Below are 14,497 nucleotides of genomic sequence, written 5' to 3' on the forward strand. Positions count from 1 at the left end.
GGTGAACGTCCCGGTGGCGAATACGCTCCGGTGTCTCATCCGGCATGATTGCGCTTGGCATGCGCCGCTTTTAGGGACGGTCGGATGACGCAGGATGCCACCATCGGCCTCATCATGGGCAGCCAGTCCGATTGGGACACGATGCGCCATGCCGCCGACACGCTCGACCGGCTGGGGATCCCGCATGAGGTGCGGATCGTGTCGGCGCATCGCACGCCCGATCGCCTCGTCGACTATGCCCGCGGCGCACGGGATCGTGGCCTCCGCGCCATCATCGCGGGCGCCGGCGGTGCCGCGCATCTGCCGGGCATGGTCGCGGCGATGACACCGGTCCCGGTGCTGGGCGTTCCGGTCCAATCTGCTGCCCTGTCCGGCTTGGACAGCCTTTTGTCGATCGTGCAGATGCCCGGCGGCGTGCCGGTCGCGACCTTTGCGATCGGCAAGGCCGGGGCGATCAACGCCGCGCTGTTCGCCGCTGCGCTTCTTGCCGGCACCGACCCGGCGCTCGCAGGCCGTCTCGATCAATGGCGCGACGCTCAGACCCGCGACGTGGCTGACGCCCCGCGGTGACGGCCCCGGACGCGTCTTTGCCGATGGTCCCGCCGGGGGCGACGATCGGCATCCTCGGCGGCGGTCAGCTTGGCCGCATGCTCGCCATCGCCGCCGCCCGGCTCGGGTACCGCACCCACATCTACGCGCCCGAGGAGAGCGGCCCCGCTGCCGATGTCTGCGCCTGCTGGGTGCGCGGCGATTATGATGATGCCGACCGGGTGGCGGAGTTCGCCCGCGCCGTGTCGCTCGTCACCTTCGAGTTCGAAAATGTGCCGCTCGCCGCCGTGGAGCGGCTCGCCGGGCTTGCGGCCGTCCATCCGCCCGCCCGCGCCCTCGCCGTGTCCCAGGATCGCGCCGACGAAAAGCGCTTTGTTGAGTCGCTCGGCGGGGCGGTCGCGCCCTGGCGGCCAGTCGACGGCCGCCCCGGTCTCGATACCGCGCTTGCTGCGATCTGCACGCCCGCGATCCTGAAGACCCGTCGCTTCGGCTATGACGGCAAGGGACAGGCGCGCATCGACACCGCGGCGGACGCGGATGCGGCATGGGCGGCGATCGGTGGCGCCCCGGCGGTGCTCGAGGGGATGGTGGCGTTCGATGCGGAATTCTCCGTCATCGTGGCGCGCCGCGCGGACGGGATGCTCGTCACCTACCCGCCCACCCGCAACGAGCATCGTGGCGGCATCCTCCACCGCTCGGTGGCGCCTGCAACCGGCATTCCGGCCCGGCTTCTCGAAGCCGCCGCCGCCCTCACCGCCCGCATCGCCGACGCTCTCGACTATGTCGGCGTGCTCGCCGTCGAGTTCTTCGCCGACGGTGAGGATCCGATCCTCAATGAGATGGCGCCGCGCGTTCACAACAGCGGGCACTGGACCATCGAGGGCGCGGCGACGTCGCAGTTCGAAAACCACATCCGCGCCATCTGCGGCCTTCCGCTCGGGCCCACGTCGCTGACCGGGCGGTCTGCCGAAATGCTCAACCTGATCGGCGACGACATCGACGCCTGGCCGCGGCTGCTCGCCGAGCCCGGCGCGCATCTCCACCACTACGGCAAGCACGACGCGCGCCCGGGCCGCAAGATGGCCCACGTCACCCGGGTCACTGTCGCGCGCTGACCTCCGGTCGCCGGACATGACAAAGCCGCGGTGCCGGCTTGGCGACCGCGGCTTTGTCTTGCAGCGCTGCCTCGCTCCCGCCGAAGCGGGCGCGACGGCCTAGGCCTTCCGCGTACCCGTCATCGGCGACGTGCCGAACGCACCTGCGGTGACACCGCCGGTCAGCGTGTCGCCGTCGATCGTGGCCGTGCAATCGAGCGTGATCGCCATCGGCACCTTCATGTCCATCTTCCAGCTGAGGGTGTTGCCCTCGACCCGGCCGTCCAGGACGTCGAGCGATCCCATCGCCCCGGCATTGGTGCCCGTGAACCGGTCACCGTCGGTCTTCACCGTCAACGTCGACTTCTGCTCGCCCAGCGGCGACTTCACCACGCAATCCCACTCGCCATCCAGGTTGGACATCATTCTCTCCTTTGAACCTTGTTGTCAGCGTGCCGCCGGCTGGGCAGCCGGTGCAGCCGGGGCTGCGGATGCCGGCGCCAGCTCGACGACCTCGACCGGCAGGCCGAGCCCTTCCAGCTGCGGCCGCACCCGTGCCGCGTCACCAACGACCACCCACAGGATCTGGTCCGGCTTGATGTTCGCGCGCGCCGCCTGATCGACCGCCGCGACGGTCATCGCGCGGTACCGCGCCGCCAGCGTGTCGTAGAAGTCGTCCGGCCGCTTGTAGAGGTCGTTGCGCATCATCCCGGCCAGGACTGCTCCCGCCGTCTCGTAGCTGCCGGGCAGTTCGCGGATGGAGCCGTTCACCGTCCGCTCCAGCTCCGCCTGCGTGGTCCCGTTCGACCCCAGGTAGCTGGTCATCTGATCCCGAAGCGCACGGATCGAATCGCCCGTGCGATCCTGCTGGACGGGCGCCAGCACGATGTACGGCACCTGCCCTTCGACCCGGTTGACGATGCCGCGCACGCCATAGGACCAGCCCTTCTGCTCGCGCAGGTCCATGTTGATCCGGCTGAGGAAGTTGCCGCCCAGGATGTCGTTGGCGGCAACCAGCGTCTCCAGATCGTCCGTGCCCTCCACCGGCAGCAGCTCGCCGGCGAAGATCACCGACTGCGGGCTGTCCGGCCGGTTGACCAGCACGATGCGGCTGCGCGGTGCCGGCACCGCTGCCTCGATGTCCTTGGTGCCAGCCGTCCCCGTCGGCTGCCAGCGGCCGAACTGCGCTTCCAGCAGCGGCTGGACCTCGGCGAGCGGACGATCCGACACGACGAAGATCTTGGCCTTGTCCGGACGCATCCACGCACTGTGGAAGGCGGCCAGCTGCTCGCGCGTCACCCGCGCCACCGCGGCGGGATCACCCGTCCCGGTGAACGGCACGCCATAAGGGTGCTGTGCACCGTACAGCAGCGGCGGCAGGGTGCGCAGCGCAATCGCCTGCGGCTGCGTCAGCTCGGCCGCGATCTCGGCCAGCTGCTGGGCGCGCAGGCGTTCAACTTCCGCCGGCGCGAAGGCCGGGTTCTTCACCACATCGCCGAACAAGGCCATCGAAGGTGTCAAGTTGGCACTCAACGCAAACAGCGTCGCGGTGGTGCGATCCATGCTGGCATTGGCGCCGATCTGCGCACCGAGCCGCTCCTGCTCCTCGGCGATCTGGATCGAGTTGCGGGTGGTCGTCCCTTCGTCCAGCAGCGACAGCATCAGCGCCTGGGTGCCGAGCGCATCCTTCGGATCCGCCGCGTTGCCCGCGTCGAAGCTGATGGCGACCTGGGTGATCGGCACCGCATCACGGTTGGCGTAGACCACCTCGATGCCGTTCGACAGGCGCGCGCGCGTCACGTCCGGAAAGTCCAGATCCGCGATCTGGCCGACCGGCGGGAACTGCCCGGGCTGGCGCGGCCGCGTTGCAGGCGCCGGCGCTGGGGTGGCCGGACGCTGCTGCGCCTGAGCCGGCAGCGGAGCCAGCGGCGCCTCTCCCGCTTCCGGGGTGTGATAGTAGCGCGGGGCCGACGTCCCGCCGGCAAAACCGCCAGCGCGCGGACCGGCCTCCTGATAGGCCTCCCGTGCGCCCGGCACCACCGACAGCGCATAGACCGGCCGGGTGAGCCACTTCTGAAGCGCAGCCTGGATCTCGGCCGGCGTCAGCGCGGCGGTTGCCTGCAGCTGCTGCTTATAGAGCTCGGGATTGTTGGCGTAGAGTTCACCCTCGGCCAACGCCACAGCCTTGCCGCCGAAGCCGCCGACCTGCTCCAGACCGGCGATCCGCCCCGCAACAGCGCGGGTGGCATAGCGCGACACCTCGTCCGCGGTCGGCCCCGTGCGGATGTAATCCGCCATGATCTCATCCAGGCGGCGCGATACGGTTGCGGGATCAACGCCCGGGCGAACGTTCACCGTGACCTCGAACATACCAATCTGCGCGAAGTCCTGCACGTTGGCGGACACCGAAACGGCCAGTCGCTCCTGACGAACGAGGATGTTGTCGAGGCGCGACGACGACAGGCCGCCAAGCACGCCGGCACCCGCCGACAGGGCCACCGTCTCAGGATCGGTCAGGCCGGGCACCACCCAGTTGCGATAGATGCGCGTGGTCGCCACCCGGTCGCGCATGACCTCGGTCTTCGGGGCGGACAAGGTCGGCACCGGTGCGGCGATCGGCTCCTGCTGCGGCCCGCGCGGAATGTCACCGAAGTAACGCTCTACAAGCGGACGTGCAGTCTGCGCGTCGATGTCGCCGGCTAGCACCAGCACCGCATTGTTCGGGCCGTAGTGCTGACGGAACCAGTTGCGAACATCCTCCAGGCTGGCCGCATCCAGGTCGGCCATCGATCCGATCGTGGAATGGCCATAGGGGTGGCCCTCCGGAAACAGGGCAGCCAGTTGCGCATATTCGACCAGCCCATAGGGTTCGTTGTCGCCTTGCCGCTTCTCGTTCTGCACGACGCCACGCTGGTTATCCAGAACCTGCTGGGTGACCGCGCCGAGCAGATGGCCCATGCGGTCAGATTCCAGGAACAACGCGCGCTCAAGCGCCTGGGTCGGGACGTTTTCGAAATAGTTGGTGCGATCGAACCAGGTTGTGCCGTTGAGGTTGGTCGCGCCGATCTGCCGCAGCGGCTCGAAGAAATCGCCCGGCACATTCTCCGTGCCGTTAAACATCAGGTGCTCGAACAGATGAGCAAAGCCGGTTTTGCCTTCCGGCTCGTGCTTCGAACCGACATTGTACCAGACGCTGACGGCGACCACCGGCGCCTTGCGATCGGTGTGCACAAGAACGCGCAAGCCGTTGTCGAGCGTGAAGCGCTCATAAGGGATATCGACCTGGGACACGAGCTGTGACAGCGGCGCCGGTGCGGCGGTCGCTGCGGACGCGGGCGAACCGGAAGAGGTCATGGCAGTGTCTGTCGCGGTGGCGCAGCCTGCCAGCATCGCGAGCGGCATGATCAGCACGGTGAAAGCTCTGCGCCTCATTTTGTCCTCGTCCTCGGTCGTTTCGTCGCGGACCATAGCAGCGCGTCGTCAGTCCGCAACGCACATCCTGCGGCCTTTCGATCTGCCGGAGAACAGGCTAGACCCGACTGTCTTTTCAATAAGAAAGAGCCTTCATGCGCCTGTCGATCGCGGCCGTTTCCGCTCTCCTCCTTGCCTCGTCGCATCCGGTTATTGCGCAAACGTCGACCACGACACCGCCTCAACCGCCTGCGGCTGCAGCGGCGACGCCGCCTGCGGAAATTTCAGCGGACGCGGTCCGCGCTCACATCACCTTTCTTGCCGACGATCTCCTGGAGGGCCGTGACACGGGATCGCGCGGGTACGACATCGCGGCGAACTATGTCGCAAGCCGCTACCTCGCCACCGGGCTCGCCCCGGCTCCGCGCAACGACGCCTGGTTCCAGCCGGTCAAGTTCCAGGAAACTACGGTCGTCGATGACGGATCTGCGGTGCTGATTGGTGAGCAGCGGTTCGCCAACCGCCAGGCTGCACTGGTGACGCCCGGCCGGGAGGCGGAAACTCGCGTCACGGCGCCGGCCGTGTTCGTCGGTTACGGGCTCGATAGCCCGGCAGACGGGTTCGACGACTATGCCGGCCTCGACGTCACTGGCAAGATCGTCGTTCTGCTCGCAGGCGCGCCCGCGAGCACGCCGTCCGACGTCGCCGCCAGCCTCAACGCCGACAAGGCGCGCCGCGCGAGCGAGCGTGGTGCGATCGGCGTTATCACGATCAACACCGACGCCGCAGAGGAGGCGCGCCCCTTTTCCCGCTCCGTTCAGCTAGGTGGCCGCCCGTCCACGACTTGGGTTGCTTCAGACGGCACTCCGTTCAGCCAGGCACCGAACATTCGCGCCAGCGCGCTGATCGACCGGCCCGCAGCAGAGGCACTGTTCGACGGCGCACGCACGCCGCTCGCCCGCATCCTGCGCGATGCGCGTCGCGCAAACGGCCGCCCCCGCGGCTTCGCGCTCGCACAGCCCGTCAGCATCGACGTGCGAGCGACCCGTCGCACGATCGAGAGCAAGAACGTCATTGGAATGCTGCCCGGGTCGGATCCGACTGTTGCGAACGAATACGTGCTGCTGATGGCACATCTCGATCACATCGGGATCAGTCCAAATGCAGAGGGCGACGACAAGATCAACAACGGCGCAATGGACAATGCCGCCGGGGTGGCGACGATGCTGGAAGCCGCTCGCGCACTCGCGGCCGGGCCGCCCAACCGGCGACCGATCCTGTTTGCGGCCGTGACGGCGGAGGAGCGCGGTCTGCTCGGCGCGTCCTATCTATCACGCAACCTGCCGATCGACGGCCGGGTCGTGTCCGTCGTCAACCTCGACATGCCTATCCTGCTCTACGACTTTCAGGACGTGATCGCCTTTGGTGCGGAGCACTCCACCATGGGCCCGATGGTCGCGGCGGCAACCTCTTCGATGGGCATCCGGACCTCGCCCGACCCCTTGCCGCAGGAGCGGCTGTTCACCCGCTCCGACCATTACCGCTTCGTGCAGCAGGGCGTGCCTTCCGTGTTCCTGATGACTGGCTTCGCGGGCGACGGTCGTGAGAAGTTCACGCACTTCCTGGAGACGAACTATCACTCGCCCCGTGACGAGGTGACGCTGCCGTTCAATTGGCAGGCCGGTGCAAAATTTGCGGAAGTGAACCTGCGCATCGCCCGCGCTGTCGCCAACGCCGATCAGGCACCGCGTTGGTACGCCGACAGTCCGTTCGGGCGCCAGTTCGCGCCCGACGCTCCGAAGGCGGAGCGCGCCGCGGGAGACTAACTGCGGCGCCGGGTACGTCACACAATGGGGCGCCCGCCCACTGCCTGAGCAAGGGCTGCAAGGGTCGCGATGGCCAGGGCTCCGGTGCACGCGACCACAGCGATCCGACGTCCTCGCGCGAATACCCACCCGATGACCACCGCCGCCGCTGGCAGAATCTGTTCGGCGTGGAGGCCAAGGAAGTGTGCCACGCGCAGGTCTCCGCCCGCGCGGTTCCAGCCGGTAATCGGCAGGGAGCTGCCCGTCGCGCCGACGCTGTGCGCGCCCGTCGAGCTCATGTAGCCGCCAAGGCCGCCGCCGAGCACTACCGTAAGCAAAAGCCCGATCACCACTGCCAGCTGACAGTGCGGCGCCAGATCCGGCCGCGGGTGGCGCCAGACCGCCCAGGCGATGGGAAGCGACGTGCCAACCAGCACGACCGCTCCCACGCCCATCAGTGCATAGCCGAGGGTGGCCCAGCCGGTGGAGAAGTTGAAATGCGACGCCTCGGCGAAGGCTGCGCGGTAGGCGATGTAGAAGGCCTCGTAAGCGCCCGTCACCACCAGCGCCCAGGCCGTTGCACGCAGGAGCCCGCTGTCGCGCTGGGGGGCTTGGACGTCGCCGATGAACCATGCGGCGGTCAGCGCGAAGACGCCGATCGAGAGGAAGAAGCGGGTCGGCTTGGCCCAGGTCGGCTGACCCATGAAGGTGCGGGCATCCACCAGTTGCAAACACGCGGTGAGGAGGGCGCAGCCCAGGAGCAGCAGACCGAAGCGGGTCAACAGCGGCTGCCGGGCATGGAGCGCGGCGAAGAGCTTGAGTGCCATGTTTACGCCTCCACACGCGCAAACGGGCGCGCTGCCAGGAAGACAAGGAAGCCGACGGGGCCGAGCAGGAAGGTGAGCGGGAGGGACAGGAGCAGTGCCGCCTTCGGCAGGCCGCGCCCGAGCCCTTCGCGCAGGATCAGCGTGCCAACCACCAGGTCGAACGCAAGATAGTGGACCCAGCCGGCGAGCAGCGCGCGATCGTCGGCGAACAGCGTCCGGATCGCGGCAAGCGAGCCGAAGCCGCCATCGGTGGCGGCAAACGAACCGAGCTGAGCCAGGTAGAGGAGCGCGAGAAGGCCCGGCACCACGATCCCCGTCAGGCGCCATGCGACAGGCCGCAGCCGCGGTGCGAAGAGGCTGGCGATCAGCACGACCCAGCCGACAAGAGCCAGCAGGTTGGCGATTCGGAACATGCCGTCGGCAGTCACTGGAACCTCCATCTGAACAATGTATAGTTGGGGAATGGCAGATGAACTGAACAGTGTCAAGAAGGGTCGCTACCATCATGGGGATCTTCGCGCGGCTTTGCTCGACGCCGCAGAGGCGCTGCTCGGCGAACGCGGCGTCGACGGCTTCTCGCTTCGCGAATGCGCCCGCCGTGCGGGTGTCTCCCCGGCGGCGCCCGCGCACCACTTCGGGGATGCGAGGGGCCTCCTCACGGCGCTTGCGACCCGCGCCTTCGCCGCGCTGACGGACGCGCTTGCCGCCGCGCCGGTCACAGACGAGCCCGTCGCCGACCTGCATGCGCTGGGCGCCGCCTATGTCGGCTTCGCGCTTGCGCGGCCGGCGCTCTTCGACCTCATGTGGCGGCGCGCGTTGCTGAGCGGGGACGATCCGGCCTTCATCGCCGCTGCCGATGCCGCATTCGATCCGCTTGCCCAGGCCGTGGCGCGGGTGACCGGCGGCGCGCCCGACCGCGCCGACGTCATGGCCGCGTGGTCGATGGTGCACGGCTATGCGCGCCTCGCCCTCGACGGCGCGGTGCCGCCGCAGACCCGCCCGCCGCTTGCCGAGGTTGTTCGTCGATTGACGCTCTAGACGGGCTTGTGTTGCCTCTTTGCAACACTAAGTTCGGCAAAGCCATTCCAGGGGAGCATCATGAACCTCGACCAATTCACCGACCGGGCGAAGGGTTTCCTGCAGTCCGCACAAACCGTCGCCATCCGCATGAACCATCAGCGGATCGCGCCCGAGCACATCCTGAAGGCGCTGGTCGAGGATCGCGAGGGCATGGCCGCGGGCCTGATCCGCGCGGCCGGCGGCGATCCGGCACGGGTCACCCAGGCGGTCGACGCCGCCCTCTCCAAGCTTCCAGCGGTGTCGGGATCGGGGGCGCAGCAGACCCCTGGCCTCGACAATGATGCCGTTCGCCTGCTCGACCAGGCCGAACAGGTCGCGAAGAAGGCGGGTGACGGCTTCGTCACCGTTGAACGGCTGCTGCTTGCCCTTGCGCTGTCGACGGGTCCAGCCGGTCGGGCGCTGTCGGCCGGCGGCGTGACGCCGACCGGGCTCAACGCCGCGATCGAGCAGCTGCGCAAGGGCCGCACGGCGGACAGCGCCTCGTCCGAGGATGCCTATGACGCGTTGAAGCGCTTCGCCCGCGATCTCACCGCCGCGGCGCGGGACGGCAAGCTCGACCCGGTCATCGGCCGGGACGAGGAGATCCGCCGCACCGTCCAGATCCTGGCCCGGCGCACCAAGAACAATCCCGTCCTGATCGGCGAACCGGGTGTCGGCAAGACGGCGATCGCAGAAGGCCTCGCCCTGCGCATCGCCAATGGCGACGTGCCGGAGGGGTTGAAGGACCGCACGCTCATGGCGCTCGACATGGGCGCGCTGATCGCCGGCGCGAAATATCGCGGCGAGTTCGAGGAGCGGTTGAAGGGCGTCCTCGACGAAGTGCGCGGCGCCGACGGGCAGATCATCCTCTTCATCGACGAGATGCACACGCTGGTCGGCGCCGGAAAGGGCGAGGGCGCGATGGACGCGTCCAACCTGCTGAAGCCCGCGCTTGCCCGCGGCGAGCTCCACTGCATCGGCGCGACCACGCTCGACGAGTATCAGAAGCATGTCGAAAAGGACCCGGCCCTTCAGCGTCGCTTTCAGCCGGTTCTGGTGGGGGAGCCCACGGTCGAGGATACGGTGTCGATCCTGCGCGGCCTGAAGGAAAAATACGAGCTGCACCACGGCGTCCGCATCACCGATGCCGCGCTGGTGGCCGCCGCCACGCTGTCCAACCGCTACATCGCCGACCGCTTCCTACCCGACAAGGCGATCGACCTGATGGACGAGGCCGCAAGTCGCATCCGCATGGAGGTCGAGTCAAAGCCGGAGGAGATCGAGACCCTCGATCGGCGGATCCTGCGCATGAAGATCGAGCGCGAGGCGCTGACGCGTGAAAGCGACGCCGCCAGTGCCGATCGCCTCGCCACGCTCGAAGCCGACCTGGCCAATGCCGAGCAGCAGTCGGCCGAGCTCACCACCCGCTGGCAGGCGGAGCGCGAGAAGATCGCTTCGGAAGCCAGGATCAAGGAGCAGCTGGATTCCGCCCGCGTATCGCTCGAGCAGGCGCAACGGGCGGGCGACCTGGCGCGCATGTCGGAGCTTACCTACGGCACCATTCCGCAGCTGGAGCGCCAGCTCGCCGAGGCGGAGGGCGCCAGCAAGGGCGCGATGCTGCGCGAGGAGGTGACCGCCGACGACATCGCCTCCGTCGTCGCCCGCTGGACCGGCATCCCGGTCGAGCGGATGATGGAGGGCGAGCGCGAGAAGCTGCTTGGCATGGAAGACGCGATCGGCAAGCGCGTGATCGGGCAGCGCGAGGCCGTTGCCGCGGTGTCGGCCGCTGTCCGGCGCGCGCGGGCCGGCCTGCAGGACCCCAACCGACCGCTCGGCTCCTTCCTGTTCCTGGGGCCGACCGGCGTCGGCAAGACGGAGCTGACCAAGGCGCTCGCCCGCTTCCTGTTCGACGACGACAACGCGATGGTGCGGATCGACATGTCGGAGTTCATGGAAAAGCATGCGGTGGCGCGGCTGGTCGGCGCCCCCCCGGGCTATGTCGGCTACGAGGAAGGCGGCGTGCTGACGGAGGCCGTGCGGCGGCGCCCGTATCAGGTGGTGCTGTTCGACGAGGTCGAAAAAGCGCATCCGGACGTGTTCAACATCCTTCTGCAGGTGCTGGACGACGGTCGTCTGACCGATGGGCAGGGTCGCACGGTCGATTTCACCAACACGCTGATCATCCTGACCTCGAACCTCGGCAGCCAATATCTCGTGCAGCTGCCCGATGATGCGCCTGTGTCACAGGCGGAGCCGCAGGTGATGGAGGTCGTTCGCGCGCACTTCCGCCCCGAGTTCCTCAACCGGCTGGACGAGATCATCCTGTTCCACCGGCTGGGCCAGGGCGAGATGGGACCGATTGTGGAGCTTCAGGTGGAACGCGTTCGCCGGCTGCTGGCGGACCGCAAGATCGGGCTGGAGCTGAGCGACCCCGCCCGCGCCTGGCTGGGGCGCGTGGGCTATGATCCCGTCTACGGCGCACGACCGCTGAAGCGCGCGGTGCAGAAGCACCTGCAGGACCCGCTCGCCGACCTGATCCTGCGCGGCGAGGTGAAGGACGGCAGCACCGTCCACGCCGACGAAGGCGACGGCCGGCTGGTGCTGACGGCGGGGTGACGTAAAAAGGGGCCGCGCCTTGCGACGCGGCCCCTCCCCTTCTTCCAGTCCGATCGGGCTTAGAGGCCGACGCGGACACCCGCCCGGAATGCGCGGCCGAAGATGCCGCTGCCACCCTGTATCGGGTTGTACAGGTACGCGCCGTAGGTCACCGGATCGATCGGCGGCAGATCGTCCAGGACGTTCAGGACGTTCACGTAGAAGGTGAAGTTCTCGTTCGCGCGGAACGACGCCGTCATGTCGAGCGTGAAGTAATCGTCCACCCGGCACGGCGTGTAGCCGTCCGACAGGCCGCACTGGCCCGCCGTGCCCGGACCCGTCTCGTCCTCGGCCGACAGATCATAGCCGCCGACCCAGTTCACGGTGCCGCTGAGGGTGAAGTCCTCAAAGGCCAGCGTGTTCTGCCACGTGCCGCGCCACTCCGGCGTGCCCGATCCGGCGGTCAACGCGAAGTTGCCGAGCGTCCCTTCGTAGGTCTGCGTCGAGCCGTCCGGGAAGGTCGTGCTGAGATTGATGATGTAGCTGACCTCCGGCGAGGAAGTGAACTGGACGTCGCCAAAGTCGTAGGAGAACAGGCCGGCGACATCGATACCTTCCACGTTGATCGTGTTGGCATTGACCAGCTGCGATTCCACGAACGCCGGCCGCGGCAGGGCGTTGGGAAAGGCAGGATCGGGTGCATCGGCGATGACGTTGTAGCCGGCGGGGATCGGCTGACCGGCGAAATACGCCGCCAGAGCCGGATCGATCGGCGCGCTGGTGATCGCGTTCGACTTCTCGATGTTGAAATAGTCCACCGTCAGGCGGACCGACGGCAGCGGCGACAGAATGGCGCCGACGGTGTAGCTGCGCGACTTCTCCGGCTCCAGGTCGGGCGACGCGAGCGTCGTCAGGCCCCGCGAGTAGGCGGTGATGTAGTTCGGGCATCCCGACAGATTGTCGGCGCGGCAATCCGGGCCATATTGCGACAGGAAGGACTGCGGCAGCGTGGCCGTGGACACGGTGACGAAGCCGGTGGTCGGCAGCGCATTCGCTTCGCCGAAGGACGGGATGCGGAAGCCTTCCGAATAGGTCGCCCGCAGCGAGAATTGCGGGATGGGCGTGAACAGCACACCCACCTTCGGCGAGAACGCCTCCTGACCCGACGAATACGCATCGAAGCGGCCCGACGCGTTCACCTCCAGGAAGTCGAGCACCGGTGCGTTGATCTCGGCAAAGGCCGAATAGACCGTCCGGTTGCCCGAGGTTCCAAAGGCGTTCAGCGTGAAAAAGCGCTGCGTGGGGCCGTTGGTGTCGGGATTGGCGCTGGGCGCGTCGACGGCTTCGTAGCGGATCTGGCCGCCGACGCCGAGCTGCAGGGGACCGCCCGGCAGCTCGAACAGGTCACGCCCGAGCGTTGCCTGAACGGCGTACAGGTCGGACGATGCGTCCGTCACGTTGTCCGGCGACACGAAGTCCAGGATGTCTTGGCTGTTCTGCGACGGGTCGACGAAGTTCAGCGTGCCCTGTGCGATCGAGGTGAGCAGGTTGGCGATATAGACATAGCCCCTCTGCTCACGCCGCAGGTCGTTGTGCATCGCGGTTGCATCAACGGTGTACTGCCAGTCGTCGTCGGCGCCGAAGGTGCCGGTGACGCCCAGCGCCGCGCGGTAGACCCGGCTGCGGGTCGAGTTCTCGACCGGGCGATTGATCGGGCGGCCGGTGACCCGGGCGATCAGGCCCTGGGCAGCGAACGGATTGTTGGGGTTGAGCACGCCGTTGGTGGCGTTGCAGCCGGTGGCGACCGCCGATGCATCGCCCACGCCGCCGGCGCAGACATAGACCGGCAGGCTGAGCGCGAAGGATCCGGGCGCCAGCGATGCCGACGGGCCGGAAGCGGTGGAGAAGGGCGGGAACAGGATGCCCGCGTTGGCGGAAGCGCGGATCGTCGGCGGCAGGCCCGTGTAGCTGGAGCTGGTCTGCTGGAAATTGACCATGAAATAGCCCTCGGCGCTGTCGCCGAGACGCGCCGTTACGCGACCCGAGCCGCCGAACCGCTCGATGGTGGGGGAGACCACGCCATATTTCGCAACCGTGTCGACCGTGCAGATCTGGTTGGTGCCGGTCGGCGCGATGGCGTTGCCGGTGAGCGCAAGCTCCTCGGGGGTGAGCGTGTAACCGGGGCCGTACTGACAGCCGGCCGCCGGGTTCAGCAGCTGGTAGCGGCTGCCCTCGATCGCTCCGTTGGTCGCGGTGTAGGGGCGGACGTAGACGTCGTAGACACCGACGTTGAACGCCGAGAGCTGTCCGGTTTCCGGATCACGGCCGTTGCCGATGTTGTTCGGACCGCACGTGCCCTCGAAGCAGATGCCGGACAGATCGCTGGAGTTGTACGGCGCGGGAAGGTCGCGGTTGGCGACGCCTTCCGACCGGAAATAGAAGCCGCTGAGATAGGCGTTGAACCCGTTGGTATCGAGGTCCCCGGTGCCGACCGTCAGGCTCAGGCGCTGGTTGGATGCGGTGCCATCCTCGGTGATGCCCGCCTCGACACGTCCGCCGACGCCGTTGAACTGACGCTTGGTGATGATGTTCACCACGCCGGCAACGGCATCCGCGCCGTAGGTCGAAGACGCGCCGTCACGCAGGACCTCGATCCGCTCGACGATGTCGTCCGGGATGGTGTTCAGGTCGACGAAGTTGCGCGATCCGTCGTCGGCCAGCGGGTAGTAGGCCGCGCGCTGACCGTCGAAGAGGACCAGGGTCGAGTTGGTGCTGAGGCCGCGCAGCGACACGGCGGACGCGCCGGCAGCAAAGGCGCCGTTGGCGGTGAAGCTGTTGGTCAGCGCCGGACCGTTGTTGGAGGAGATCTGCTGGATCGCATCCTGCACCGTGTTGATGCCGCGCTGCTCCAGCGACTCCGCCGTCACCACGGTGACGGGCGAGACCGTGGTCGCGGTGCTGCCGCGAAACAGCGTTCCGGTGACGACGATCTCCTCGCCGGCGGCAGCATCGTCCGGGCCAGCCTGCGGGGCGGCGGGTGCCGAACCGACCGGCTCCTGCGGTTGCTCGGCGTCCTGCGCCCAGGCAGGCGATGCGGAGACCATGAGCCCTGCGCCAAGCATGGCGAGGACGTGACGAGCAGAGCCGCTCCGGGAAT

10 protein-coding genes are annotated in these 14,497 nt (G+C 67.9%); 5 read left to right on the top strand and 5 right to left on the bottom strand.

Features of this window, described 5'->3' with window-relative positions:
* Nucleotides 1-84 precede the first annotated feature (84 nt).
* Entirely contained in the window at nt 85-570 is a 486-nt protein-coding gene (purE, locus tag GGR88_RS10165; protein ID WP_167954603.1) for a 5-(carboxyamino)imidazole ribonucleotide mutase, read from the top strand.
* Nucleotides 571-593: 23 nt separating this feature from the next.
* On the top strand, nt 594-1,664 hold the full coding sequence (locus GGR88_RS10170; protein ID WP_167954604.1) for a 5-(carboxyamino)imidazole ribonucleotide synthase: 1,071 nt from the start codon (nt 594-596) through the stop codon (nt 1,662-1,664).
* Between the two features lie 99 nt (nt 1,665-1,763).
* Here the strand turns inward: GGR88_RS10170 and GGR88_RS10175 are convergent, their stop codons facing one another.
* On the bottom strand, nt 1,764-2,066 hold the full coding sequence (locus tag GGR88_RS10175; RefSeq protein ID WP_167954605.1) for a hypothetical protein: 303 nt from the start codon (nt 2,064-2,066) through the stop codon (nt 1,764-1,766).
* A 24-nt stretch (nt 2,067-2,090) separates the two neighbouring features.
* A complete protein-coding gene (locus GGR88_RS10180) occupies nt 2,091-5,075 on the bottom strand; it encodes a M16 family metallopeptidase (RefSeq protein WP_245196805.1) in 2,985 nt (994 codons plus the stop codon).
* A gap of 134 nt (nt 5,076-5,209) precedes the next feature.
* Between GGR88_RS10180 and GGR88_RS10185 the strand changes: the two genes are divergently transcribed.
* Complete coding sequence (locus tag GGR88_RS10185) at nt 5,210-6,880, top strand: M28 family metallopeptidase (RefSeq protein ID WP_167954606.1); 1,671 nt, start codon at nt 5,210-5,212, stop codon at nt 6,878-6,880.
* A gap of 17 nt (nt 6,881-6,897) precedes the next feature.
* Here the strand turns inward: GGR88_RS10185 and GGR88_RS10190 are convergent, their stop codons facing one another.
* Both GGR88_RS10190 and GGR88_RS10195 read right to left on the bottom strand, forming a co-directional pair.
* Nucleotides 6,898-7,686, bottom strand: coding sequence for a hypothetical protein (locus GGR88_RS10190; RefSeq protein WP_167954607.1), 789 nt, complete (start codon nt 7,684-7,686; stop codon nt 6,898-6,900).
* Between the two features lie 2 nt (nt 7,687-7,688).
* On the bottom strand, nt 7,689-8,114 hold the full coding sequence (locus GGR88_RS10195) for an abscisic acid-deficient protein Aba4 family protein (protein ID WP_209023369.1): 426 nt from the start codon (nt 8,112-8,114) through the stop codon (nt 7,689-7,691).
* 34 nt (nt 8,115-8,148) lie between these two features.
* On the opposite strand from GGR88_RS10195, the gene GGR88_RS10200 reads away from it, so the two are divergent.
* Nucleotides 8,149-8,724 (top strand): TetR/AcrR family transcriptional regulator, encoded by a 576-nt coding sequence (locus tag GGR88_RS10200; protein WP_167954609.1) that lies wholly within the window; start codon nt 8,149-8,151, stop codon nt 8,722-8,724.
* A gap of 60 nt (nt 8,725-8,784) precedes the next feature.
* Nucleotides 8,785-11,361, top strand: a complete 2,577-nt coding sequence (clpB, locus tag GGR88_RS10205; RefSeq protein WP_167954610.1) for an ATP-dependent chaperone ClpB — start codon at nt 8,785-8,787, stop codon at nt 11,359-11,361.
* 59 nt (nt 11,362-11,420) lie between these two features.
* Here clpB and GGR88_RS10210 read toward each other — a convergent pair whose 3' ends face one another.
* Nucleotides 11,421-14,444 (bottom strand): TonB-dependent receptor domain-containing protein, encoded by a 3,024-nt coding sequence (locus GGR88_RS10210; protein ID WP_245196808.1) that lies wholly within the window; start codon nt 14,442-14,444, stop codon nt 11,421-11,423.
* Between the last annotated feature and the right edge of the window lie 53 nt (nt 14,445-14,497).

It is taken from the genome of Sphingomonas jejuensis (genome assembly GCF_011927695.1).
Taxonomy (GTDB): domain Bacteria; phylum Pseudomonadota; class Alphaproteobacteria; order Sphingomonadales; family Sphingomonadaceae; genus Sphingomonas_K; species Sphingomonas_K jejuensis.